General features: G+C 64.7%; 20 protein-coding genes. 15 read left to right on the plus strand and 5 right to left on the minus strand.

The genetic code is table 11. The features are described from left to right. Nucleotides 1-63: 63 nt before the first annotated feature. On the minus strand, nt 64-1554 hold the full coding sequence (locus DU502_RS05675; protein WP_121920947.1) for a TrkH family potassium uptake protein: 1491 nt from the start codon (nt 1552-1554) through the stop codon (nt 64-66). Nucleotides 1555-1675: 121 nt separating this feature from the next. On the opposite strand from DU502_RS05675, the gene DU502_RS05680 reads away from it, so the two are divergent. Then, nucleotides 1676-2128, plus strand: a complete 453-nt coding sequence (locus DU502_RS05680; RefSeq protein ID WP_121920946.1) for a VanZ family protein — start codon at nt 1676-1678, stop codon at nt 2126-2128. Between the two features lie 48 nt (nt 2129-2176). Then, nucleotides 2177-2728: a hypothetical protein gene (locus tag DU502_RS05685; protein WP_121920945.1), complete on the plus strand. Its 552-nt coding sequence runs from the start codon at nt 2177-2179 to the stop codon at nt 2726-2728. On the opposite strand, the gene DU502_RS05690 is transcribed toward DU502_RS05685, so the two are convergent. After that, nucleotides 2729-3247, minus strand: a complete 519-nt coding sequence (locus tag DU502_RS05690; protein ID WP_121920944.1) for a GbsR/MarR family transcriptional regulator — start codon at nt 3245-3247, stop codon at nt 2729-2731. A gap of 224 nt (nt 3248-3471) precedes the next feature. On the opposite strand from DU502_RS05690, the gene DU502_RS05695 reads away from it, so the two are divergent. The 5 genes from DU502_RS05695 (at nt 3472) to DU502_RS05715 (ending at nt 9237) form a co-directional block, all read left to right on the plus strand. Next, entirely contained in the window at nt 3472-3684 is a 213-nt protein-coding gene (locus DU502_RS05695; protein ID WP_121920943.1) for a hypothetical protein, read from the plus strand. 55 nt (nt 3685-3739) lie between these two features. Continuing rightward, nucleotides 3740-4546, plus strand: a complete 807-nt coding sequence (locus DU502_RS05700; protein ID WP_121920942.1) for an undecaprenyl-diphosphate phosphatase — start codon at nt 3740-3742, stop codon at nt 4544-4546. A 141-nt stretch (nt 4547-4687) separates the two neighbouring features. After that, on the plus strand, nt 4688-6124 hold the full coding sequence (locus DU502_RS05705; protein ID WP_241966813.1) for a sugar transferase: 1437 nt from the start codon (nt 4688-4690) through the stop codon (nt 6122-6124). Between the two features lie 108 nt (nt 6125-6232). Next, complete coding sequence (locus tag DU502_RS05710; protein ID WP_121920941.1) at nt 6233-8335, plus strand: STT3 domain-containing protein; 2103 nt, start codon at nt 6233-6235, stop codon at nt 8333-8335. 74 nt (nt 8336-8409) lie between these two features. Next, the gene (locus DU502_RS05715) at nt 8410-9237 is read left to right on the plus strand and encodes a hypothetical protein (protein ID WP_121920940.1); all 828 of its coding nucleotides are present in this window, start codon (nt 8410-8412) and stop codon (nt 9235-9237) included. 51 nt (nt 9238-9288) lie between these two features. Here DU502_RS05715 and DU502_RS05720 read toward each other — a convergent pair whose 3' ends face one another. Together DU502_RS05720 and DU502_RS05725 are read right to left on the minus strand one after the other, a co-directional pair. Next, nucleotides 9289-9924: a hypothetical protein gene (locus tag DU502_RS05720; RefSeq protein WP_121920939.1), complete on the minus strand. Its 636-nt coding sequence runs from the start codon at nt 9922-9924 to the stop codon at nt 9289-9291. Nucleotides 9925-10138: 214 nt separating this feature from the next. Continuing rightward, nucleotides 10139-10675, minus strand: coding sequence for a DUF7344 domain-containing protein (locus DU502_RS05725; RefSeq protein WP_121921022.1), 537 nt, complete (start codon nt 10673-10675; stop codon nt 10139-10141). Nucleotides 10676-11044: 369 nt separating this feature from the next. On the opposite strand from DU502_RS05725, the gene DU502_RS05730 reads away from it, so the two are divergent. The 8 genes from DU502_RS05730 to DU502_RS05765 all read left to right on the plus strand — a co-directional run bounded on the left by DU502_RS05730 (nt 11045) and on the right by DU502_RS05765 (nt 20630). Beyond that, nucleotides 11045-12154: a SipW-dependent-type signal peptide-containing protein gene (locus DU502_RS05730; protein ID WP_121921021.1), complete on the plus strand. Its 1110-nt coding sequence runs from the start codon at nt 11045-11047 to the stop codon at nt 12152-12154. Between the two features lie 128 nt (nt 12155-12282). After that, nucleotides 12283-14244: a vWA domain-containing protein gene (locus tag DU502_RS18540; protein WP_199722722.1), complete on the plus strand. Its 1962-nt coding sequence runs from the start codon at nt 12283-12285 to the stop codon at nt 14242-14244. 81 nt (nt 14245-14325) lie between these two features. Further along, the gene (locus DU502_RS05740; RefSeq protein WP_121920938.1) at nt 14326-15129 is read left to right on the plus strand and encodes a hypothetical protein; all 804 of its coding nucleotides are present in this window, start codon (nt 14326-14328) and stop codon (nt 15127-15129) included. A 304-nt stretch (nt 15130-15433) separates the two neighbouring features. Then, a complete protein-coding gene (locus tag DU502_RS05745; RefSeq protein WP_199722721.1) occupies nt 15434-16576 on the plus strand; it encodes a signal peptidase I in 1143 nt (380 codons plus the stop codon). Beyond that, on the plus strand, nt 16573-17637 hold the full coding sequence (locus DU502_RS05750) for a hypothetical protein (protein ID WP_121920937.1): 1065 nt from the start codon (nt 16573-16575) through the stop codon (nt 17635-17637). The genes DU502_RS05745 and DU502_RS05750 overlap by 4 nt, the downstream gene beginning before the upstream one ends. After that, nucleotides 17638-19635 carry a midas domain-containing protein gene (locus tag DU502_RS05755; protein WP_124897030.1) on the plus strand — a complete coding sequence of 666 codons (1998 nt, stop codon included), beginning with the start codon at nt 17638-17640 and terminating at the stop codon, nt 19633-19635. It abuts the gene before it with no gap. Beyond that, nucleotides 19632-19850, plus strand: coding sequence for a hypothetical protein (locus DU502_RS05760; RefSeq protein WP_124897031.1), 219 nt, complete (start codon nt 19632-19634; stop codon nt 19848-19850). Before DU502_RS05755 ends, DU502_RS05760 begins: the two co-directional genes overlap by 4 nt. 75 nt (nt 19851-19925) lie before the next feature. Beyond that, nucleotides 19926-20630, plus strand: a complete 705-nt coding sequence (locus tag DU502_RS05765) for an HD domain-containing protein (protein WP_121920936.1) — start codon at nt 19926-19928, stop codon at nt 20628-20630. A gap of 141 nt (nt 20631-20771) precedes the next feature. On the opposite strand, the gene gltB is transcribed toward DU502_RS05765, so the two are convergent. Continuing rightward, the gene (gene gltB, locus DU502_RS05770; protein WP_121920935.1) at nt 20772-25304 is read right to left on the minus strand and encodes a glutamate synthase large subunit; all 4533 of its coding nucleotides are present in this window, start codon (nt 25302-25304) and stop codon (nt 20772-20774) included. Nucleotides 25305-25352 lie beyond the last annotated feature (48 nt).

A 25352-nucleotide genomic window follows, 5' to 3' on the forward strand; every position in this document is an offset into this window, starting at 1 on the left:
CCGGCGAATAAAAACGCGCGGACGTGACCGATACTGGAGACGGACGACAGCGCGTGATCGCCGTCACGACCGCCAGTACGACGGCGTCAACAGCACGAGAACGGGGATGATTTCGATGCGGCCGATCCACATGAGAAACGTCATGGCGAGTTTCGTCGACGGCGGGAAAGGGGCGTAACTCTCCAGTGGCCCCGCGATGCCGAACGCCGGACCGACGTTGAAAAACGTCGAGGCTGCGGCGCCCATCGCCTCGAATTCCGTGACGGTGAGGCCGACCCGCGAGGCGTCGACGACGACGAACACCGTCGCGAGGATGAAGATGACGAGGCTCACGAGGGTGTACGCGTAGATATCGCGGATCGTCTCCTCTTCGATGACGTCGCCGCTCAAGCGCACCGGCCGAACGGCGCTTGGGCTTGCGGCGACGAACAGGTCACGGCGGAACGCCTTGAGCACGACCAGCCAGCGGAGCGTCTTGATCGAACACGTCGTACTCCCGGCCATGCCGCCGATGAACATACAGACGAAGAGGACGTGTTTGGCCCCCGACGACCAGAGGTTGAAATCGGTGCTCGCGTAGCCGGTGGTCGTGACGATGGAGACGACCTGAAACAGCGAGTGGCGGGCGACGGCCTCGACGCTCCCGTACGTCGCGTCGGCCGTTTCGACGGCCGCGACGACGACGGCGAAGAACCCGAGGATTCCGATGTAGAACCGGAACTCGTCGCTCTGGCGGAGGCGGTCGAAATCACCACGTAGAACGAAGTAGATGAGGACGAAGCTCGTGGCGCCGAGGATCATGAACGGGATTATCGCCCACTGGACGGCGGGCGAGAAGGCGGCGATACTCTCGGCACGCGGTGAGAATCCGCTGGTCGAGATGGTAGTGAACGCGTGCGCGACGGCGTCGTAGAGCGTCATTTCGGGGGCGACCCCGAGCAGGTGGAGTCCGTAGAGGACGGCCACCTGCAGCCCGGTCAGCCCGAGATAGAGTTTCCCGAGCAGACTGGCCGTCTCCGAGATACGTGGTGTGAGGCGGCCGCTATCGGCTGTTTGACTCTCGGTCTCCATCAACTGCGCCCCGCCGACGGAGAGTTGCGAGAGGATGGCCGTCGCGAGGACGAGGATGCCGAGGCCGCCGATCCACTGCAGGATCGCCCGCCACAACAGGATCGCCCGCGAGTGACGGCCGAAGTCGCCGACGACCGTCGCCCCGGTCGTCGTGATGCCACTCATGCTCTCGAACAGCGCGTTCACGGGGACGGCGAGTGCCCCCTGTCCGGCGAGGACGAACGGCGTCGCGCCGACGACGGCGACGCCGAGCCACGTGAACGACACCATCAGGAACGCCTCGCGCGCCCGGAGGTCGCTCCGCTCGGTCAGTCGTTCGAGTCCGGCGCCGACGACGACGGTCCCGGCCATCGGCAAGAGGAACGGGCGGAGTGCACTCCCATCGAGGACGGCGACCCCGAGCGGGAGCACGAACGGCACCCAGAGCCACTTGAGGATCGTCCCGATCAGTCGACCGCTCACTCGCCAGTCGACGCGGATCATCGTGGATTCGGGCTCGAGGACATCGTCGTCGGAACGACGGCGTGGATCGGGTTAAGTGATCTCCCGACTGCGGTCGGCTGCGACCACCCGACGTTTTCAGGACCGGGCCCGTAGCAAGTGTATGGCCGGCCGCCGTGTCCACCTGCCGCTCGTTCCCCGGTCGATCCGCTGGCTGCTCGTGATCGCGGTGCTGGCGGCCATTCTCGTCTTCTCTATCGTGCGCCCGCCCGGAACGGGTCGGCTGGTTACCGGTCCCTTCGGCGTCCTCCCGCTCTCGACGTGGCTCCACGCCATCGGCTACGCGGGGTTGGCGCTCGTACTCGCGTACGCCCTCCAGAGCAGTCCCCGACCGAACTGGCAACTCCTCTGTCTCGTGTTCGGGTTCGCGACGGCGTACGGCGTCGGGATGGAGTTGATCCAGTCGACGCTCGCGTACCGGACGTTCGATCCGGCGGACATCCTCGTCAACGCCGTCGCCGCGGCGCTGACGGTGGTCGGCTGGACCCTGCTCGTGCGACGCGTCCGGTTCTATCGGTGCCGGCGGCTCGACGCGCTCCAGCCACCGCTCGGATGACCGTCGTCCCACCAACCTATATCCCGGTGCCACACACCCAACAGTACGATGGCACTCTACGAGGCCTTCGACGAGGACGTGGAGGTCCACGGTCGGACGATCCTCGCCGTCGTCGACGACGCGCTCTCCCGGTTCTCCGAATCCTACCGCGAGACGGCGTACGACGCCCTCGCGGCCAACGGCATCGACGACCCATCTCCCGACGAGTGGTATCCCCAGCAGGCGTGGCTGAACACCTTCGAAGTGCTCGCCGAGGAACTCGAACCGCACATTCTGGACCGCCTCGGCGAACAGATTCCCGACGTGGCCGAGTGGCCGACGGGCATCTCGTCGGTCGAGGACGGGTTACGGTCCATCGACGAGGCGTACCGACGCAACCACCGCGGCGGCGACATCGGCTCCTACCGGTTTACGTCGACCGGCGACCGGACTGGCGAGGTGACCTGTAAGAACCCCTATCCCTGCGAGTTCGACCGGGGGCTGATCCGGGCTGTCGCCCGGCGGTACGCGCCAGTCGAGTCGTTCGTCTTCGTCGAGGAACGTGGTGAGCGGTGTCGGCGCGACGGCGACGACGCCTGCGTCTACACCGTCTCCTGGTAGCTACTCTTCGTCGTACGCTTCGATTGCCGCGATCAGTTCGTCGACCGAGTGATCCATCGCGAGTTCGAGGAGTCGTTCGAACTCGTCGTACGTCTCGGCGAGGTCCTCGATACGGTCGCGTGTCCCGTCGGCGTCCGACTCGTCGAGTCGGCCCGCCGCGCGGTCGAGCGTCCGGCGGGTCGTCCCCATCTCCCGGGCGACGAACTGCTGGAACACGTCCTGCACGACGAACCAGAGGTCGGTCTCCGGTTCGAACTGGACGCGACGCCCCCCACCGCCGCTCGATCGGCGGCGTATCAGGCCGATGCGGGTGAGCTTTCGCGTCACGTTGCTAATCGTCGATTTCGCGTACCCCGTCTCCTCGACCAGTTCGGGAATCGATAGCGGTTCGGCCGCGAAGTAAAGGACGCCGTACACGCGCCCGGCGCTCCGACTCAATCCGTACACTTCGGCCGACCGCTCCATCGATTCGATCACGTCCTCCCGGACGGCCTCGGCAGCGTCCTCGTTCCCGCTCATCGTCGCCTCCCGACGCCCGTGTCCTCGATTCGCCCTGCGTTCACGTCTCTACCCGACGTACCGTAAGCATTAAATTGTTCGGTCTGTTTGTTCGGGACGAGCCGAACAAACAAAACAGACGGCTCATCCCTCTCCCGTATCCGACGGCCACTCCCCGCTCCGCTTCGGCCCTCACACGCTCCCCCTGGCCGTCGTGAACCAGCGTTCCCCGATACCCTCCGCCCATGTACACGATCCCCCACACCCGCTCCCGATGCGAACGTCTCGCCGCCCGGACCGAGAGCGACTCGGCCGTGACCGCGCTGTTGATCGTTCCCCTCCTCGCACTCGTCCACCCCGCCGTGCCGGTGGCGCTTCTCGCCGCGCTGTCCGTCCGGTGGCTCGGCCGTGCCGCGCGCTCCCCGACGGGGCACGGCCGTGTTCGGCGGCCAGCGTAGTCCCGCCTTCTGCCGTTTCCACACCTTCTATAAGTGTTGACAGTTTCCTCACGGTATGGACCCGCATCTGGTCGCCGTCGTCGTGGGCCTCCTGCAGGGAGTGTTCGAGTGGCTCCCCATCTCCAGCGAGGGCAACATCGCCATCGCCTTGACGGCGCTCGGCACTGCGCCGAGCGTCGCCGTCTCGTACGCGCTGTTCGTCCACCTCGGGACAGCCTGCTCGGCCACGGCGTACTACCGCGACGAGGTGCGGACGGCGCTCGCCTCGTGGTCCTCGTTTCAGCCCTCCTCGGCGTTCGACGGCGAGACGGCGACGCTCTCCTTCGTCGTCCTCGCGACTGCCGCCTCGTCGGCGGTGGGGCTCGTTGCGCTCCTCGCGCTGGAGGCGTTAGTGAGCGAACTGACGGGCGGCGCTTTCGTCGCACTCATCGGCGCCCTCCTCGTTGCCACCGGTCTCCTCCAGCGGTTCGCAGATGCGCGCTCGCTGGCAACACGGGAGACGCCGAACGCCTTCGACGCCCTCCTGGTCGGTGGTCTGCAGGGTCTCGCCATCCTGCCCGGCGTCTCCCGTTCCGGGACGACGACGAGCGCACTCCTCCTGCGCGGCCACGACGGTCCCGCCTCCTTCCGACTCTCGTTCCTGCTCAGTATCCCCGCCGCGCTCATCGGCGGGACCGTCGGCGTCGTCCGCGGGGGCGGTATCGGCGTCACGCCCACCGCGGGCCTCGTCGCCCTCGCTGTCGCTGCCGTCGTCGGCTACGCGACCATCGACCTCCTGATGCGCATCGTCCGCAGAGTGGCCGTTTGGGTCCTCTGTGTGGGTTTGGGAGCTCTCGCCATCGCCGGCGGCCTCCTCCTATAACCTTCGATTAACGACACGTTTCCCCGGGTAATGCGCGCCCTACCGATCCGTTCCGATCCCGTAGGCTCGTATTACTCTTCGACACGAATCGGCCACCAGCGTCAAGAGCAACGGTTAACCAGTAACTAACCAAATAGACGTATGCACACTCCACTGGTAATGCTCTCGGGGTGGCGGTACCGGCTCGTCAGTGGAATGGGGGCCGTAGCGCTCGCAGTGGGGAGTGTCAGTGTCGCGAACCACCCGGTCGTCCAGCAACTGGCCGTCATGGTGCCGGTGTTCAACCGGCTTCCGGCGACGACACTCTCTAACGGCGACCTCTCGCTCGCCCTCGCGACGATGTTGTTCGTCGTGCTCGCTGCGCTCGTTCCGCTGTTCAAGCCGCGCCCGCGACGCGTGCTCGACACGATCATGCTCGTCGAGCAGCGGGTGTTTCTCGCCGCCGTCGCACTCGCCGCCATCGGCTACTTCGACTACACCTACCGACTCCCGCGGACGACGCTCGTTCTCGCGACGCTCACGATGGGTGTTCTGTTCCCGGTGTGGTTCGTCGTCATCCGCCGGAGTCCGCGGATCGATCCCGAGCGGACGGTCGTCGTCGGCGACGATCCGGGAACGATCGAGGATGTGATTCGGGAGACGAACGTCCCGATCGAAGGCTACATTTCCTCGTTCGCGTCGCGATTCCGACGGCCACTTCACGAGGGTGGCACCGCTATCGCGACTCCCGACGGGGGGACGGTTAGCGTCGCGTCCGTCCCCGAGCAGGAGTGTCTCGGCGGGCTCGCCCGTCTCGAGGATGTACTCATCGAACGAGATATCGACACCGTCGTCTTCGCCTTCGAGTACCCGGACCAGGAGGAGTTCTTCGGGTCGCTCGACACGTGCCATCGCATGGGCGTCAACGCCAAAGTCCACCACCGCCACGCCGATACGGTCCTCACGACGGGCCTCGAAACGGGTGAACTGGTGGATATCGATGTCGAACCGTGGGACTGGCAGAGCCACGTTCTCAAGCGCGCGTTCGACATCGCGTTCGCACTCGCCGGCCTACTCGTCCTCGGGCCGGTCATGCTCCTCATCGCCCTCGCGATCAAGCTCGACGACGGCGGCCCCGTCTTCTACGCGCAACAGCGCACGGCCGAGTTCGGGGATACGTTCACGGTCTACAAGTTCCGGACCATGGTCCCCGAAGGCGAATCCGCGACGCCTCTCGACGACGAGGAGAACGACCGAATCACCCGAGTCGGGCGGATCCTCCGAAAGACGCATCTGGACGAGGTTCCACAGCTGCTAACGATCCTCAGTGGCCAGATGAGCGTCGTCGGACCGCGTGCGGTGTGGGTCGACGAGGAGGTCGAGATCGAGTCCGAAGTTAGCTCGTGGTGTCAGCGATGGTTCGTCAAACCGGGGCTCACCGGTCTCGCCCAGATAAACGGCGTGACGAGTACCGATCCCGACGAGAAGCTCCGGTACGACGTGGCGTACATCCGTAATCAGTCGTTCTGGTTCGACGTTCGAATCGTCATCCGACAGCTCTGGATGGTGTTCGTCGACGCGATCCGGCTCCTTCGATAGGATCGTGCGCGGACGACGTTCAGTGACGGATCGATTATATGTGGCTGTATCTTCACTGTCCAATCGAATGGTGGCGGAGAAACGAGATACGTCCGAGCGAGGTAGGCGATGAGTGAGGCCGAACGGTCCGACGATTCGCCGGAAGGGATCGACAGACAACGTCGCATCCCTGTCCGGACGGCGCTCTTGCTCGCCCTTTTGCTCGTCGTCCTCGTTCGTCTCCCGACGATTCAGGAAGTGTTTCGCGACGACTGGGTCGTCCTCGCCTCGAACGATCCCTACTTCTACCGCTATCTGGTCGATCAGGCGTTGGCGAGCGGGCCGCTCCCGTCGCTTCCCGACCGGGCGATCCGTGGCGAACCGCTGCTCGCCGCGACGCTCTCGGTGGCGGCGTGGCCGTTCGGCGCGCGCACGTGGGGATCGGGGTTCGTCGTCGCGTGGTATCCCGTGGTCGCGGCGGTGCTGACGGCCGCCTTCGTCTACGGTGCTGCCACGCGGCTCACCGGCGACGTGCGCGTCGGTCTCGCCTCGGCTGGACTCTTGGCCGTCACGCCGGCGCACGCCTACCGGACCGCACTCGGCGTGGCCGACCACCACGCCTTCGACTACGTGTGGCTCGCGCTGACGGCGCTGGCCGTGATCGAACTGCTCGCCCGGAGCGAGCGTGACCGCCGAACGTGGCTCGCCAGCGGCACCCTCGCTGTTGCGGTCGCGGCTCAGGCGCTCGCGTGGGAAGCCTCGCCGCTCCTGCTCGTCCCGCTCGCCCCCGCACTCGGCCTCGTGGCACTGGTCGAAATTCGTCGACCGGGACCGGAACGGCTCGCACCGGTCGTCGCCGGTCTCGTCGGCGGTGCAGCGCTCGCGCACCTCGTCCACATACTGCTCGGCTGGCAGTTCGAGGCCGTTATCTACGCACTCGACCTGCTCGCGCTCGGGAGCGTCGGGTTACTGGCGCTCGTCGTCGCCGTCCGACGGACCGGGGGCTCGTGGAGGTGGCTCGCGGCCGCCGAGGTGGTGTTCGGCGTCGTCGCCGCCGTCGCCGTCCGTCAGGTTCCGCCGATCGCGACCGAACTGGAGTTGGGCCTCGCCTTCTTCTTGCGGAGCGGCCCGGCCGAACTCGCGGGCGTCGGCGCCAACTACGGCGCGGTCGGCGTACTGGTCATCCTCGGCTTCGCGTCCGTGCTCGCGGCGCCGATACTGCCGTTCGCGGCCAAGTGGGGCTGGCAACGGCTCGAACCCGGGTGGCTCGTCGTCGGCGTCTACGCCCTCCACTTCGGCGTGCTGGCGGCGCTGCAGCGACGGTTCGCCGGAGAACTCGCACCCTTCGCGGCCATCCTCGGTGGGATGGGTTTCGTGATGCTCGCTTCGTGGTTCGACCTCGTCCAGCCGCCCGTGCCGCGCCGAGACGGGAGCGACGATACCGCGACTCCAGCTGTCGCCGCTGACGGTGGCGACGACGATCTCGTCGTTCCGGATCGAACCCGCGTGGCACTGCTCGCCGGCCTCGCAGGCGTCGCCGTCGGGTCCGGATCGCTCTACGCCGCGCTCATCGACCGACGACTCGTCATCACCGACGCCACCTACGACGCGGCGCGCTGGATCACGGAGTACGTCGACGAGAGGGACATTCCCTATCCCGAGAGTTACGTCCTCAGCAAGTGGGGGCGCAACCGCGTCTACAACTACTTCGTGAACGGGGAAGCGGCGTCGTACTCGTACGCCGAGCGCCACTACGAGGACTTCCTGTTCTCCAACTCCAACAGTGCCGACGAGTGGTACGGGGAGTTCGAAGGTCGCGTCGGATTCGTCGTCACCCGCGACCTGCCGCATCTCGGGTTGATCTCCTCGTCGACGATTCAGTCGACGCTCCACGACCGATTCGGGAGTGCCGAGATCAGTGATATCAGCGGCGTCGGGCACTTCCGCGCCCTGTTCGCTACCGAGGACGGCGCCCGGAAGGTGTTCCGGCTCGTCCCCGGCGCGACGATTCGTGGTCCGGCGCCGGACGACAGGGACCACGTTCGACTCGTCGCCGAGGTGTCGATCACCGGCGACGACTTCGAGTACGTGCGGCGAGCGCCGGTGACGGACGGCACGTTCGAGGTGACGGTCGCCAATCCGGGCACGTATCGGGTCGGTGCGGACGGACGGACCGTCGAAATCACCGAACGCATGGTCCAGTCGGGTGACACCGTGACCGTCGACGACTAATCGAGAAACGACGGCCATACGATGGTTAACGAGCAATTATCTATGAGCGACGCGATGTTCGATACGATCGACTCATGTCTCTCAGTGAACGCGTACACCACCTCCGCCAGCCGGAGTACACGGGGGAGAATCGCTGTGTTCCGTGTACGGCCGTCAACCTGGTGATCGCCGTCGTCGTCAGCGGCCTCGTGGCGGTCGTCTCTCCGCCGATTGCCGTCCTCGTGTTCGTGGCATCCATCGCCGCGATCTATCTGCGGGGATATCTGGTACCCGGAACGCCGACGCTGACGAAGCGGTACTTCCCCGACTCCGTCCTCAAACTGTTCGACAAACACGAACTCCCCGATCCGCCGGCCATCGAGGACGACGCCGACATCGAAGCGTTCCTTCTCGAGGTCGACGCCGTCGAGGAGTGTCGCAACGGGACGGATCTCTGTCTCACCGACGAGTTCCGCGAGGCGTGGTACGACCGCATCGAGACCCTCCGCGAACGGGGCGACGAGGACGACAGCGTTGCCGTGCTGTTCGATGGGCTCGATATCGACTCCGATCGGGTCCGCATCCAGTCCCACGGTGACGCGTACGAGGCGTACATCGACGATACGCGCGTCGGACAGTGGGAATCACGGGCCGCCTATCTGGCCGATATCGCCGCCGAGGAAGAGTTCCGGGAGCGACACTCGGCGTGGCCCCGTCTGGGATTCGACGAGCGCACGGAGATCCTCGGGGCGCTGCGACTCTGGCTGGAGGAGTGCCCGGTGTGCGAGGAGCCAGTGACGCTGGGTGAGGAGACCGTCGAGTCGTGCTGCCGGTCGATCGACGTTATCGCCGCCACCTGTGAGGGGTGTGGGGCCCGAGTGTTCGAAGCCCAGTTCTCCCCGGGAGCGATGGCGGCAGGATAACCCACGGCGTTGTCACTCTCGGTAGTGTCCTACGTCGCTGACGCGGCTGAATTATCCGTCGTGTTCGTCCAGAATCCGCTGGAAGTACGGCGTCATCGCTTCGCGCCCCTGCTCGTACTGTCGCGTGTCGTGGAGTTCGACTCCGAGCGCGTACCGCGTCGGCTCGGCACCGAAGCCACTCTGGCCATACCGTGGCTTGTTGGGGTACTCCAGGTCCTGTAGTGCGACGCGGAGTTCGAGCATCTGGGCCTTCATCATCGGCGTCCAGTAATCGCCACCGATCTTGTGTTTGATCCACGCCTCGGTCGTGAGGGGTGCGTACTCAGGATCGATACCGACCACTTTGGCTCGGCGCTCGAAGCCTTCTTCGACCGCCGACCAGTCCGCCTCGGCGAGGCGCTCGGGATCGATCTCTCCGTCGTCGGGACTCCGACACGAATCCTCGACCTCGTCTTTGGCCCACAGTGCGTCGACGTAGCCTTCGGCGGCCTTGCGTGCTTCGACCTCGTCGAGATGCTGGAACTGCAACACGTCGACCTTGGTGAACGCTTCGATAGCTGCGTCACGCTCGCGACGGTCGTGGTGCAGGAATCCGCGGCCGAGTTGATCGGCCATGTACGGTGCGGACCGCTCGACTTTCGAGGGAAGGGGGGGTGCCTCCGTCCAGTCGCTCTGACTCTCACTCATGGGTTCAGCCTTGAATGTGAGGCCAGTTAGAATAAACATTGGCTCATCAATATCTCCTGTGATAATTGGAGCCGATTATCGTTGAATTTCGAAATCGGCTTTTTTTAGCACTACAGGGGAGTTCTTCTAGGTTCTAGGATTTTCGTTCGGGGTAGGTGGATCAAAAATATCGCACAAGAAAGCCGGGCTTGATTAAGTTCGACAGATTTCAAGGTCATAATAACTGCTGAAGGTACAGCCATCGGCGCGACCAGAACTGGTAGAGCGTCGACACGGCGATGACGACGAGGAAGAAGCTTGCCCACAGCAGCGGATCGATCGCCGAGACCAGCGGCGTGTTGGTAGATGCGAGGACGATACTGAGGAGGGAGATCGTACCGAGCGCTCGATAGTAGGTCGCCCACGTAACGCCGTAGCGGGTGACCACTTCCATATACAGATCGACTTGGCGGGCGGACTTTCGGAGGATGATCGTCTTTCGGTCGCTGTCGTAGTCAACGATACCTGCGTCGTCGAGCTTGGGGAGGTGCGTCTGATGGAGCGAGACGTACACGCTGTCTCGGATGTTGCTCGGTGGCGGCGACTCGTTCGTCTCGATTTCGGCGATGTGTTCCGCGAGATCACGGAGCGACACCTCGCGCCCCCGGTCCTGGAGGCACTTGATGACGTTTCTGCGACGGTCGTTTCGAAGAATATCGTGGATATCCGTTTCGGGAAGTACGTCGTCGGTTTGGAGTAGTCCAATGTTCATGGCGACCGGGTCGACCACACCAACACGACAAAAGGGGATAGTTATCAGGAGCTTTCCCCGGAGACGGTCGAGCCTGAACCTGCGGCTAACCCGAAATTATGTAGTTCACCCAACCCAAAAATTCTCGGGTTTCAGTCCCTCTCGCTAGTTAATCATTGGTTAACGCGCAGGTATGTGCGCGCACGACGACCGGACTCACTGCCGACGCAGGTAATCGAACCCTTACACCGCTTAGTGCGTCGTTATGTGTGAGAATTGGTGATTAGCTATGGGGGTGGGTGTTATGCATAGAGGTGTCGGAACACCCACGCTGGTCGCGACGACGGTTCGATTCCGTCGGTGGGCATCCCCTCACAGGGGAAACACACCATGACGGACGAACGATTCGACATATCACGGCGGAAGGCACTAGCTGCACTCGGCACCATCGGCGTAGCGTCGGCGGGTGCTGGTCTGGGCACGAGCGCGTACTTCTCCGACCAGGAGACGTTCGAGAACAACTCGCTCGTGGCCGGCACGCTCGACATGGGCGTCGGGTACACGGCGCACTACTCGGACTGGAGCCCGGACGAGGACGGTGGTGACACGGAGACGACCGACGACGACGTCGACGTGATCATGTACGACGGCGGTCCCAACGAAACCGGGAGTGCCGGTGAGCTGCCCACGGTTAACGGTACGCAGTACACGGGCCTGCCCGCGAATGACGCGTGGCTGATCGCCGTCGACGACCCCGACCAGTTCCTCACGAACACCCAGACCGGCGTCTATCCGAACGCCGGCGATACCGACGGCGATGGCGTCGACGATCAGGGCCCGGTCGAATGTGTCGACAACGGTGACGGTGCCCTCGTCGCGAACGCACAGGCCGACGACGCCACGAAGCCAGTGATCGAACTGGACGACGTGAAGCCGGGCGACTTCGGCGAGGTCACGTTCGACTTCGTGCTGTGTGACAACCCCGGCTACGTCTGGCTGAACGGCAGCGTCATCAGCGAGAGCGAGAACGGGATCACCGAACCGGAGGCCGACGACCCCGACGAAGAGGAGACCGAAGAGCGACCGGCGAGCGAGGACAGCGAGAGCGACGTGGTCGAACTCCTCGACGTCGTGCAGGCTGCCGTCTGGGTCGACAACGGCAACAACTACCAAGACGGCGACGAGGGCGGCGTGATGCTCAACACGGGATCGCTCCGCGAGGTTCTGGGAATGGTCAGCGGGGGTTCGGCCGGATACGAACTCAACGGCAACATGAACGCGGAAGCCGGTGGCGGGACCGGCGACCAGGGGTGTTTCGAGGCGAACACCATGCACTCGCTCGCGTTCGCGTGGTGGGTTCCCATCGACCACGGCAACGAGATTCAGTCCGACTCCGCGACGTTCGACCTCGGCTTCTACACCGAGCAGTGCCGCCACAACGACGGCAGCGGCATGAACAACGAGGGCCTCGAAGACGAAGTCGACGACGACGCGGAATAACGGACCCCTCACACCCACTTGGAGACAGCGTCTCCCCCCGACGCTGACGGCGGTTCGATTCCGCCGGTGGGCATCCCCGGGACGGGGAGTGAGGCCGCCTCAATGCGGTCGAACGAGAACACGAAACCATGTCAAACAACGACTTCGAACTCTCACGGCGGAAAGCGCTCGCCGCTCTCGGTAGCATCGGCGTGGCGTCGGCTGGGGCCGGACTCGGAACGTCCGCGTTCTTCAGCGATCAGGAAACGTTCCAGAACAACCGACTCGTTGCGGGCGAACTCGACCTCAAGTTGGACTGGGAGGAGCACTACTCCAACTGGTCCGCGGACGAGAACGACGACCGGGAAGAGAACGACGGCGGTGACGGCGAAGGCGACGACGGCGTCGGCGAATTCGAAGTGACGATGGAGCGCCCGGATAATCCGGGGATGTACCGTCCGTTCCCGCCCGGGACGGAGGGCTTCGACAACGATCAGGAGCCGCTTCTCTGGGTGCCCGAAGCGTACGTCGACGACTTCATGGACAACACGTCCATCGAAGCGTATCCCGATTCGAACAACGACGGCATCGCGGAGTTCCCGATCGAGGAAATGAACGATCGGGCTCCCTGTGACTACCTCGCCGACGTGGGCGCCAACGACGAGGGACTCGATCCGGACAGCGATCCGCTGGGCCGGACGGACAACGACGACACGCGTCTCGACGATGGCTCGCCGGCACCGATGATCCATCTGCAGGACGTGAAGCCGGGCGACTTCGGCGAGGTCACGTTCAGTACGCACCTCTGTGACAACCCCGGCTACCTCTGGATGAACATGCCGGGTGGTCTGGATGCGAGCGAGAACGGGTTCACCGAGCCTGAGCTCGACGACCCCGACGAAGACGGACCCGGTGGTGAGGTCGAACTCGTCGACCAGATTCAGACTGCCCTCTGGTACGACGACTGTGACAACCTCTTCACCTGCGACGAACTGATCGACCTGATGATCGTCGCAGACACGTCAAACAGCATCAACGGGGATCTGGACGAGGATACTGGCGGTCCCGGTGAGGACGACGAAAGTGTTCCCTCGGAGGCGGAGCTCCTCCGGGACGCGGGGAACGAGTTCATCACTGCACTCGAAAATGCGACCAGTGGTGATCAGGTCAGGGCCGGCTTCCTGACGTTCAACGGCGCAGGCGATCCCGACGACGTTGACCCGTCCGGAACCGGGGTCTTCGGTCGTCCAGCTCTGCGCGCCGGTATGGGACCGCTCTCGCAGTTCGATCCGGACAACACTGGTGGCCCCGACCTCGGCGAGTTCCTCCCCAACCAGGGGAACGGCAACACGCCGCTCCCGTACGCACTGGATCTGGCGCAACAGGTGCTCGATGACCAGGGTCGATCCGGTGCGAAAAAAGTGATCCTGGTTGTCACGGACGGTCTTCCAGACTACGTCGGCGGTGGCAACACCGTGCCGTACACCGTCGAGGAGAACGAGGGAGGCCCGCTCACGCCCACTGGGAATACCTACACCTCCGCGGTCTACTCCGACGGCATTGCCGACGGTTCCTCCTCCCAGGCCGAACAGGACGAGAGCGCGGCTGTCGCCACGGACATCCAGAACGACGGCACCATCATCCGCGTCGCCGGCATCGGTCTCACGCCGTCTGCGGACAACTTCCTGCGCGCCGGCATCGCCGGCACCGACGGCGATCCGACTTCCGCCGAGAGTGGGTTCTTCTACGACCCCATCGACTTCGCGAGCCTCGTCGACCTCGCCGAGACGATTGCCGGAGACATCACCGCGGGCGTCAACGGCTGCGAGGAGATCATCTTCTCCGGCACGCTTGGCGAGCTGGAGACCGCACTCACCGCCAACGACGGCCGCGGCATCCCGCTCGACGGGGAGCTCCCGGCCGAACAAGGCGGCGGGTCCGGTCGAAACTGTTTCGCTGCGAGCGCCACGCACTGCTTTGGCTTCTCGTGGTGGCTTCCGGTCGACCACGCGAACGAACTCCAATCTGACGGCGTTTCGTTCGACATCGGCTTCTACACCGAGCAGTGCCGCCACAACGACGGCAGCGGGATGAACAGCGAAGAGGTCTAACTGGGGACCACCTCGCTCCCCATCCCTTAGCCCGCGCAGGTCGCCAGTGCGACGGTTCGAATCCGTCGGTGGGTCTCTCAGATGCCCCTGAACTCGCTCACGCGGCGACGGATCCTCGCCGCAGTCGGGAGTGCCGGTGCTCTCTATCTCGGTGTGGATCGAGCCGGGGCTACACTCGGACTCGATCCAATCGATATGAATCAGCGGACGGTGAACGGGACGTACGCGCAGACGAATGGATTCACCGACGCGCCGCCGCGGATCGCACTCTCCTGGCGCGAAATCGTGAACGGCCAGGTGCAGGAAGATACGGGACTCACGACGGATACGGAGGGTGAGACGGGCGACGTGGGGCTGATCGTCGACGAGGCGGTGGTGCCCGGCGATAGCGGTTCGGTGACGATGCGGGTCGAACTCCTCGAACGGGACACCCCGACCGAGAACGCACAGCTCTATCTACTCTTCCGGCTCTCCGACACGTCCGAAAACGGAGTGAACGAACCCGAGTTTGATGCCGGCGACGATCCGAGTTCGTCCGAAGGTGAACTCGACGACGAGACGGAGATTTCCGTCTGGATCGACGAAGGCATCCTCACCGGCAACGGTGAACTCGAACCGCTGCCGATCATCGGCGACGAGACGGTCGCGGAAGGGAGTCTTCGCCAGGTGTCTCGTGATCCCGCAGCGGGTGGGATCGGTGGCAACGCAGCCGAGAATACGGGTGGCTACCAGATCACCATCGACGGCGACACGTGTCTCTCCCCTGGCGACGAGGTGTACGTCTCGTTCCAGTGGCGGATTCCGGAGAGCGTCGGCAACATCATCCAAGGGGATTCGGCAACGTTTCAGGTCGTCTTCGATCCGCGGCCGTGCCCGGAGGGATAACCATGTCGAAACCGGGGGTTAATGGATCATTAGACGCTCGTTCACACTCTTGTAGTGTGGACTCGGTCGGTCGATTCGCAGGAGTTCCCGCTCCTCTTACGTTCCGTGACCCCTCTCGTCGTCAGACCCCCCTTCAGGCTCCGCTTACCTCCTGGCGAGTCGTGTCAAAGCAGCGGATAACTAAGGCCGGTACACTACTCGATAGTAGTGATGGACGAAACGGGGGCGAACGACGAGTGGTCGAGTCACATCGGGGGACGACTGTGATGATACCCGGACAGCGACGGATCGGGGGGTGTCGCGCGTGAACGCGCAGTCGACGACCGACAGGAACACGCTTCGCTTGGCGAAGAACGCGCTGGTAGTGCTCGTGTTGCTCGCCGTCGTCGCTCCCTTCGTCGTCTACGCGGTTCCGAGCGTCGTCGGGGCGGACCACGGACTCGTCGTTCTCTCCGGCAGTATGGAGCCGAAGATGAGCCCGGGTGATGCGGTCATCGTCCGGGAGGTGCCGGCCTCGGAGATCGAGCAGGGCGACATCATTACGTTCCAGCGGTCCGGGAGCGACACGCCGACGACTCACCGAGTGGTCGAGAAACAGCAGGCTGAGGACGGTGTCGCCTACGTCACCAAAGGCGACGCCAACGAGGAACGTGATCGGGGGACCGTTCCGCACGACCGGGTGGTGGGTGAAGTCATCTTCGTGATTCCGTTCATCGGTCACGTGATCCAGTTCGCCAACACGCAGGTCGGCTTCCTCGCGCTCGTGCTCACGCCGATGGTTCTGTTCGTCCTCTCGGAGCTCTGGGAGATGGCGAAGGAGATTCGCGAACCCAAATCGTCCAGCGCGACGGCGACCGACGGGCCGTCGGTTACGGCAGCGACTCGGACGACCACCGACGCCAGTGTCGGCACCACTGGCACCGGCGGCGGCGAGAGTGACGGATTCACGCTCACGCGGTCGAGCCTCCAACTGCTCTTGCTCCTGTTCGGACTGTACATGCCGTACAGCGGGTACGTCGCGTACACGATGCAGGAAGCAGTGCCGATAGCCGTCGCGACCGCGACGACGATCGCGTTCCTGTTCTGTCTCGTGATCTATCTAGCCAGTCGTGGGGCAGAAAGCGACTCGGCCGGTTCGGCGACCCGTTCGATCGAGGGCGTCGTCCGACAGGGCGAACTCCCAGCGCGGATCGGTGAGCGTACCACGATCCCGCTGGACTCGGTCGAGTCGCTGGTTCAGATGGCTCTCGACCGCGACGACTGGGTCATCTACGACGACGAGCAGGACACGTACTACATGGCTCGGGACGACGCGCTGTATCTGCACCGTGCGGCGCCCGAAACCGACGGGGGGACGGTCGCCGACGGCGACACGACGGAGACGGTCGAACCGGATCGGCGGTCGACCGACGACAGTCCGTCCACGACGGGTGGTGGTGGAACGTGACCGACGGCCGCGACCTGTCGCGCCGGAAGCTCCTCTGGGCGATGGCTACCGCCGGAGCTGCGGCGTCGGCCGGGAGCGGCACCGCGGCGATGATGCAGGACTCCGAGAACTTCGACTCAGAAATGATTGCAGGCATAGTCGACCTCGACACCGAGCCATCGTGGGGGACCGATTCGAGTTTCGGCACGGCGTCGGAAGGCGATAGTGGGACGGAGACGGTCACGCTCTCGGTTTCGGACAACCCGTCCTATCTCTGGTTTCGGACGAAATGCGCTCAGTGTGAGGCGGTCGAAGAGGCGCTGTTCGTTCGCTTCGGTATCGATACCGATGGCGACGGCACCGTCGATCGGTGGCTCTCCAGCGACTACCTGTCGCTTCGGGAGGCACGCGAGCAGTTCGGCGAGGGGATCAATCTCGGCGAACTCGATCCCACGGATACGTGGGAACTCGTCGTCGAGTGGGAAGTCCGCGACGGTATTCGAGACGACACTAACGTCGACTTCGACTTCGACTTCTACGCTACCCAGTCACGCCACGTCATGAACACGGACTCCGTTGCCCCCGACTGGCAGTGCCCCGGTAGCTGTGGTGGTACGGGTGGCGATCCGGACGAGGAATCCGGGATCAGCTGGGTCGCGTTCTGTAGTTCGGAAACGTTCTCCAAACGCGATATCGGCTTCGAGCGGAGCGACGACGAACGGAAGCTGGGGATTCGAAGCCTGCCTGCTTCGATCGACACCATCGTCATCAAGTACGGCACCAACTTGGACGTGTTCGACGTCAGTTCCCGGGGCGGTCAGTTTTCGCTCACGGTCGGCGACGGCACCACGCACACCCAAGAAGGCGACTCGTACGCCGGCACCGACCGGAGCAATTCGCTCCCGTGCCCCGACAGTTACGGGTGCAAGTACGACTTCCCGGGCCGGAATGACCCGGGTGGCTGGGAGTGTAAAGACTCCCGAGACGACACGAACATGCAAGACAGAGACTCCGATCCCGGTAGCTGGTCCTTTCACTCGCTCACGGAAACCGGTGGCAGCTTGATAGGGGGTGAGCGCTGAATGTCGCTCCGAGACCTCGATATCACGTGGAAGACCGTCGCCATACTCCTCCTCGCGTTCGTAGTTATCGCTTCGGCGTCCGGCGGTGCGACGTACACGGTGCTGTCCGACGCGGAATCTACGTCTGGGATTTTGACCGTCGAGGCGCAGTTCTCGAACGGCATGTACCAGCTCAAGCCGATTCCCTGTCAGCAGGCCGAATCGGCACGTGCCACGGGTGTGACTCCCGATCCGGACGACCAGAAGAAACTCAAGCAGTTCGACGTGGCCGGCAACGGAGGTTGTGCGAAGATTTCGTTCTGGCTCGCCCCCTTCTGGTTCGGCGATACGTCGCCGTCGAAAGCGACTATCGGTCACCAAGACGAGAGCACCGGGAAGTGGTTGTTCTTGGAGACCACCGTGGGCAGGCACACCGATCGGACGGTTAGACTCGACGCCGTCACGACCGGGTTCAGTCCGTTCGCGGTGTTCGTGCCTAACGAGACCCAAAGCCAACCCGTGACGAACGTCGATCCGACGAACGGGACGGCGACGGCATCCACCGATAACGGGACGGCGACGCCGACGCCGACATCGACATCGACGCCGACGCCGACATCGACGCCGACGCCGACTCCCACCGAATCGGGTGACCAGTCCACCAGCTCCGGTTCGGCCGGCGCCGGGGCAGTCGATAGTTCGGACGACTCGTCGGAGTCGGACGAGAGCGAGACGGACTCCACGTTCGACAGCGACTCCGATTCCAGTGACTCCGACGACGGGACGGCAGACGACGAATCGACGTCGTCCGAGGACGGTTCGGACCCCGACTCCGACTCGTCGGAGGAGTCGACGACGGACAACTCAACGACGGACAACTCGCCGGAGGAATCGACGCCGGACAACTCGCCGGAGGAGTCGCCGGACAACTCGACGGATGAGTCGCCGGACAACTCGACGGATGAGTCGCCGGAGGAGTCGCCGGACAACTCGCCGGAGGAGTCGCCGGAGGAGTCGCCGGACAACTCGCCGGAGGAGTCGCCGGAGGAGTCGCCGGACAACTCGCCGGAGGAGTCGCCGGAGGAGTCGCCGGACAACTCGACGGACGAGTCGCCGGAGGAGTCGCCGGATGATTCCACGACGGATGAGTCGCCGGATGATTCCACGACGGATGAGTCGCCGGATGATTCCACGACGGATGAGTCGCCGGATGATTCCACGACGGATGAGTCGCCGGACGAGTCGCCGGACGACTCGGAGGGAGATGATTCGACGCCGGACGACTCGGAGGGAGATGATTCGACGCCGGACGACTCGGAGGGAGATGATTCGACGCCGGACGACTCGCCGGATGATTCGCCGGACGACTCGGAGGGAGATGAGTCGCCGGAGGAGTCGCCGGATGATTCCACGACGGATGAGTCGCCGGACGAGTCGCCGGACGACTCGGAGGGAGATGATTCGACGCCGGACGACTCGCCGGATGAGTCGCCGGACGACTCGGAGGGAGATGATTCGACGCCGGACGACTCGCCGGATGAGTCGCCGGACGAGTCGCCGGACGACTCGGAGGGAGATGATTCGACGCCGGACGACTCGCCGGATGAGTCGCCGGACGACTCGGAGGGAGAGGAGTCGCCGGATGAGTCGCCGGACGACTCGGAGGGAGATGAGTCGCCGGACGACTCGGAGGGAGATGAGTCGCCGGAGGAGTCGCCGGATGATTCCACGACGGATGAGTCGCCGGAGGAGTCGCCGGATGATTCCACGACGGATGAGTCGCCGGACGACTCGGAGGGAGATGATTCGACGCCGGACGACTCGGAGGGAGATGATTCGACGCCGGACGACTCGCCGGATGAGTCGCCGGACGAGTCGCCGGACGACTCGGAGGGAGATGATTCGACGCCGGACGACTCGCCGGACGAGTCGCCGGACGACAGTTCCTCCTCGGGCGGCGACACGGATTCGTCCAGCACCGACGATGGAGACGACTCCTCCGACGGCGGGTCACAATGACGCTCGGTAGCGTCGAACTCTCGCGTGTCGTCCGACGATTCCGACGAGCCGTCCGCGACCCCTCGGAATACCGGTGGCTCCACCCGTTACTCGCCACCAGTGCGTGGCTGCTCAAACTCCCCGGGATGCGACCACGCGCGCCGAAACGAAACGTGATCTTGGGGCTGATATACCTCTACGGGTTGCTCGTCCTGCTCTCTATTGGTTCCGTCTGACTGTCGTAACGCCTAATAGTCGAACACCCCTTTTTTCGACAATGAGAGCAACACGAACGCAACGGAGGTGGGACCGTGGGAGTTGAAATAAAGGAGTCCGCCGTTCCGGACGCGGAGTTCGAGGAGATGAAGCAGTTCGTCTCGGATTATCTCGCTGCGAGCGTCGAGAACGAGGAGGACGGCGGCCGGATGCGCTGGTATCCGTGGCACAGCGCCGAATACCGGTTCAACCACACGCTCAACGTGGTCGAACTCGCGACGGATATCGCTCGCCGCGAGGGCGCCGATATCGACGTGGTTCGTGTGGCCGCGCTGTTTCACGACATCGCGAAACTCGAAGCCGAGCAGGAACGCCACGCCGACGAGGGCGCGCGTGTCGCGCGCGAGTATCTCACTACCCGCGGCGACTACCCCCAGTCGTTCGTCGATCAGGTGACCCAGTCGATCCGCGAACACTCGTATCAGGGACCGCTCGGTGATGTCTCCCTGGAGACGCAGTGTCTCATCGAGGCCGACATCCTCGACAAGATCGGGGCCAACGGCGCCGTGTTGATGCTCCTGCGGATGGGCTACGAGTCGCGCACGCACATGGACGCCGGCGAGATGATCGACCGCGTCCTCGAACGCGGCCGTGACGCCGCTTGTCGGGTCGAGAGCGACGCCGCCGAGAGCGTCGCCCACCAGCGGCTGAAACGGGTGAAGTGGTTCCGCGAATGGCTCGAAGCGGAAGTGCCGGGCATCGACGCCCAGGACCCGGATAGCGGTTCGGACGACGCATAGCGTCGCCGTCGAGTGTCGAAGAACGTAGTTTTTGCTGGCTATTCAGTGCCCGCGTAGCCGGCGGGTCGCTCTCCCGGCTTGTACGTCCGTGGTTCGATTCGACACTCCGACGTGTCGAATCGCGCCATACGACCGACAGTCTCAGTCGTCGCCAGTCTGGACCGTCCCGGCGCCGACTTCGGCGCCGCCGACCGGCGACGCGGGTTCGGGAAGGTCGTTGCGCACGTCCTCGCGGCTCTCCTCGGCGATGACCTCGGCGTAGGCGTCGGGCATCACCTTCGTGAAGTTCCGCACTTCGGAGCCCCAGTCGGCGAGTAGCGCCTGTGCGCGGTCGCTGTCGGTGTACTCGGCGTGGTTCTCGACCATGCGTCGGAGCATGGCCTCGTCGGACTCTTCGAGGTCGTCGTGGATCGTCACCATGCCCTTGTTGACGCGGTCTTCGAAGTCGCCGTCGGGGTCGTAGACGTAGGCGATGCCGCCGGACATACCGGCCGCGAAGTTCCGCCCCGTCTCGCCGAGAACGGCGACGACGCCGCCGGTCATGTACTCACAGCCGTGGTCACCGACGCCCTCGACGACGGCTTTCACGCCGCTGTTGCGGACGGCGAAGCGTTCGCCGGCGAGGCCGTTGACGTACAGTTCGCCCTGTGTGGCGCCGTAGAGACAGACGTTGCCGACGAGGATGTTCTCCTCGGGTTCGTAGGCCGCCGTTTCTGGCGTCCGGACGATCACCTTGCCACCGGAGAGCCCCTTGCCCACGTAGTCGTTGGCGGCGCCGACGAGTTCCATCGTCACGCCGTTGGCGAGGAAGGCGCCGAAGCTCTGGCCGGCAATGCCGTCGAAGGTGCAGGAGATGGTGTCCTCGGGCAGGCCACTCTCGCCGTAGCGTTGCGAGATGCGGTTCGACAGCATGGCACCCACCGCGCGGTCCTGATTCGAGATGTCCTGACGCAGGTGGATGGGTTCGCCTTCCTCGATGGCGCCGGACGCCTCGCCGATCAGGCCACGGTCGAGGTGGTTCTCGACGTCCGTGTGTTTCTGTTCACGGACCTTGTGGCGCTCGCCACCTTCGGGTTCGGCGATGATGGCCGAAAGATCGAGGTGTTTGGCCTTCGGGTGGTCGGTCTCGACCTGTTCGAGGAGACCGGGACGGCCGATCATCTCGCCGACCGTCCGGAAGCCGAGTTCGGCCATGATCTCACGCAGTTCCTGCGCGAGGAACACCATGTAGTTGATGACGTGATCCGGCTGCCCGGAGAAGCGCTCGCGGAGGTCTTCGTCCTGCGTGGCGACGCCCGTCGGGCAGTTGTTGGTGTGACAGATGCGCGCCATCACACAGCCCGAGGTGATGAGGCTGGCAGTGCCGAAGACGTACTCCTCGGCGCCCAGGAGCGCGGCGACGGCCACGTCGCGGCCCGTCATCATGCCGCCGTCGGTGGAGATGCGGATGCGGTCGCGCAGGCCCGTCGCGCGGAGCATCTGGTTGGCCTCGGCGAGGCCGAGTTCCCACGGCAGACCGGCGTTCTTGATCGAGGTCTTCGGCGATGCGCCGGTGCCGCCGGAGTGACCCGAGATGTGGACCACGTCGGCGTTGGCCTTGGCGACGCCGGCGGCGATGGTGCCGATGCCCGCCTCCGCGACGAGTTTCACGTTGATGTCGGCCTCGGGGTTGGCCGTCTTCAGGTCGTGAATCAGCTGTTTGAGGTCCTCGATGGAGTAGATGTCGTGGAGCGGGGGCGGCGAGATGAGGCCGACGCCCGGCGTGGAGTAGCGGACGTGGGCGATCATCTCGTTGACCTTCTTGCCGGGGAGGTGGCCGCCCTCGCCGGGCTTGGAGCCCTGAGCCATCTTGATCTGGAGTTCCTCGGCGGAGGAGAGGTAGTTCGACGTGACGCCGAACCGGCCGGAGGCGACCTGCTTGATGTTACACTCCTTCTCGGTCCCGAACCGCTCTGGCGGTTCGCCACCTTCGCCGGTGTTCGACTTGCCGCCGATGCGGTTCATCGCGATGGAGTTCGTCTCGTGAGCCTCCGGCGAGAGCGACCCGAGCGACATGGCGGCCGTCGAGAAGCGTTCCACGATTTCGTGGACCGGTTCGACCTCGTCGAGGGGGACGGGGTCGCGGTCGCTGTCGAACTCCAGTAGTCCGCGGAGGGTGTGGAGTTCCTCCCGCTGGTCGTTGATCAGGTCCGCGAACTCCTGATACTTCTCGTAATTGCCGGAGCGAACCGCCTGCTGGAGCGTCCCGACCGTCTTGGGGTTCCACTGGTGGTGGATGCCGTTCGAGCGGTGTTCGTACTCGCCCTGGCGTTCGAGTTCCGGATCGGTGCCGTAGGCGACGGCGTGACGCGTCAGGAGATCCTCTTCGAGTTCGGGGATGCTGATCCCTTCCGTCCGAATCTCCGTCCCTTCGAAGTACTCGCGGACGAAGTCGGAGGAGAGCCCGACCGCCTCGAAGATCTGCGCCCCCTGGTAGCTCTCCACGGTGGAGATGCCCATCTTCGCCATCGTCTTCAGCAGGCCGTCTTCGAGCGCCTTCGTGTAGTGGGAGATGGCCTCGGACTCGTCGGCCCCGTCGGGGCCGGCGACGATGTCGCAGATGGTCTGGTAGGCGAGGTAGGGGTTGACCGCGTCGGCGCCGTAGCCGACGAGCGTGGCGAGGTGGTGGACCTCGCGGGGGTCGCCGGATTCGACGACGAGACCGGCGTGGTTGCGGAGGCCGTTCCGCACGAGCGCGTGGTGGACCCCGCCGGTCGCGAGCAGGCTCGGAATCGGCACGCGGTCCGGCCCGGTGTTCCGGTCGGAGAGGACGACGATGTCCGCGCCGTCCTCGATAGCTTCGCGGGCGTCGCGGCGGAGGCGCTCGACGGCCTCTTCGAGGTCGCTCTCCGTTTCGTAGGTCATGTCGACGACGGCCGTGCTGAACTCGCCGTCGAGGTCCTTGATCGCCGCAGTCTGGGCGTCGGTCAGGACCGGCGAGTCGACGACGAGTTGTCGGGCGTGTTCCGGTGTCTCGTCGAGGAGGTTGCGCTGGGGACCGAGCCGTGACTCCAGACTCGTCACCAGTTCCTCGCGGATGTAGTCGATCGGCGGGTTCGACACCTGCGCGAACAGCTGTTTGAAGTAGGTGAACAGCGGTCGGTTGAAGTCGGAAAGGACCGACAGCGGCGTGTCGTCACCCATCGAGCCGACGGGGTCTTTGCCCTCTTTGGCCATCGGTTCGATGAGGTGGTCGAGCTGGTCGTAGGTGTAGCCGAACGCGGCTTGCTGGGCACGGAGCGACCCCACTTCGTCGCGAGGTTCGTAGTCCGTCTTGGCCGACTCGCCGAGGTGGCGCTGTTCCTGTTCGATCCACTCGCCGTACTTCTCGTCCGTGAGGTCGTCGAACACCTCGTCGTCGGGGACGACTTCGCCGCGTTCGGGGTCGGCGACGAGCAACTGACCGGGCTGGAGTCGGTGGCGTTCCTCGATGTCCGCGGGGTCGATGTCGAGCGCGCCAGCCTCGCTCGCCATGATCAGTCGGTTGTCCTTCGTCACGTCGTACCGACAGGGCCGAAGCCCGTTTCGGTCGAGGGCGGCAGCGATCTGCTCACCGTCGGTGCCGACGACGAGCGCCGGGCCGTCCCACGGCTCGACGAGGCTCGCGTGGTAGTCGTAGAAGTCCTTGCGCTCCTGGCTCATCTCGTCGTTCTTGCGGAACGCTTCGGGGATGAGCATCCGGAGAGCGTGAGGCAGGTCACGGCCGCCCTGAACGAGGAGTTCGAGGGCGTTGTCGACCGAGGCGGTGTCGGACTGGTTCGGGTCGTTGATGATCGGCTTCAGCGTGTCGATGTCGTCGCCGAAGTCGGGATGTTCGAGGTCCGTCTCGCGGGCCCGCATCCAGTTGATGTTCCCGCGGATGGTGTTGAATTCGCCGTTGTGGATGATGTTGCGGTAGGGGTGGGCGAGATGCCACGCCCCGAGCGTGTTCGTCGAGAAGCGCGCGTGGACGAGCACGAGCGTCGACTTGACGCGCTCGTCGACGAGGTCGGGGTAGTAGGTCGGGAGCTGCGTCGCCTTGAGCAGGCCCTTGTAGACGAGGGTCTTGCGGTCGAGCGAACAGATGTAGAACCGCCCGGCACCGGCCGAGTCGAGTTCCTCGATGGCGTTTTCGACCGCTCGGCGGGCGACGTACAGCGCGCGGTCGAACGCGTCCTCGTCCATCCCCTCGGTCGGCTGGACGAACGGCTGGTAGACGTTGGGCTCGGAGTCGAGCGCCGTCTGCCCGAGTTCGGAGTTGTCCGTGGGCACGTCGCGCCAGTGGAACACGTCCAGCCCGTGTTCGGCCAGCGTCCGCTCGAAGATGGTCATGAGGCCCTGTCGGGCGGCGCCGTCCTGGGGCATAAACACCGAGCCGACGGCGTACGTGTCGGGGAGGTCGGCGTCGACGACGGCCTCGAAGAACTCGTCCGGCCGCTGGATCATGATCCCGGCGCCGTCGCCGGTGGCCTCCTCGGCACCCGTCGTTCCACGGTGTTCGAGGTTGATGAGCAGGTCGATACCGTCGGCGACCGTCTGGTGGGAGTCGCCGCCGTCGAGGTCGAGAACGACGCCTACGCCACAGTTTGATCGCTCGTCGGTGGGGTCAGCCAGCCCCCGCTGATCGGCGTGGGCGTCTCTCCGCGGCTTGGTCATAACCCCCCTTCTATGTTCCCACTTATCAGCCTGTCCCTGTTACCGTAA

Origin of the sequence: Haloplanus aerogenes (assembly GCF_003856835.1) — an archaeon.
In the GTDB taxonomy this organism is placed as follows: domain Archaea; phylum Halobacteriota; class Halobacteria; order Halobacteriales; family Haloferacaceae; genus Haloplanus; species Haloplanus aerogenes.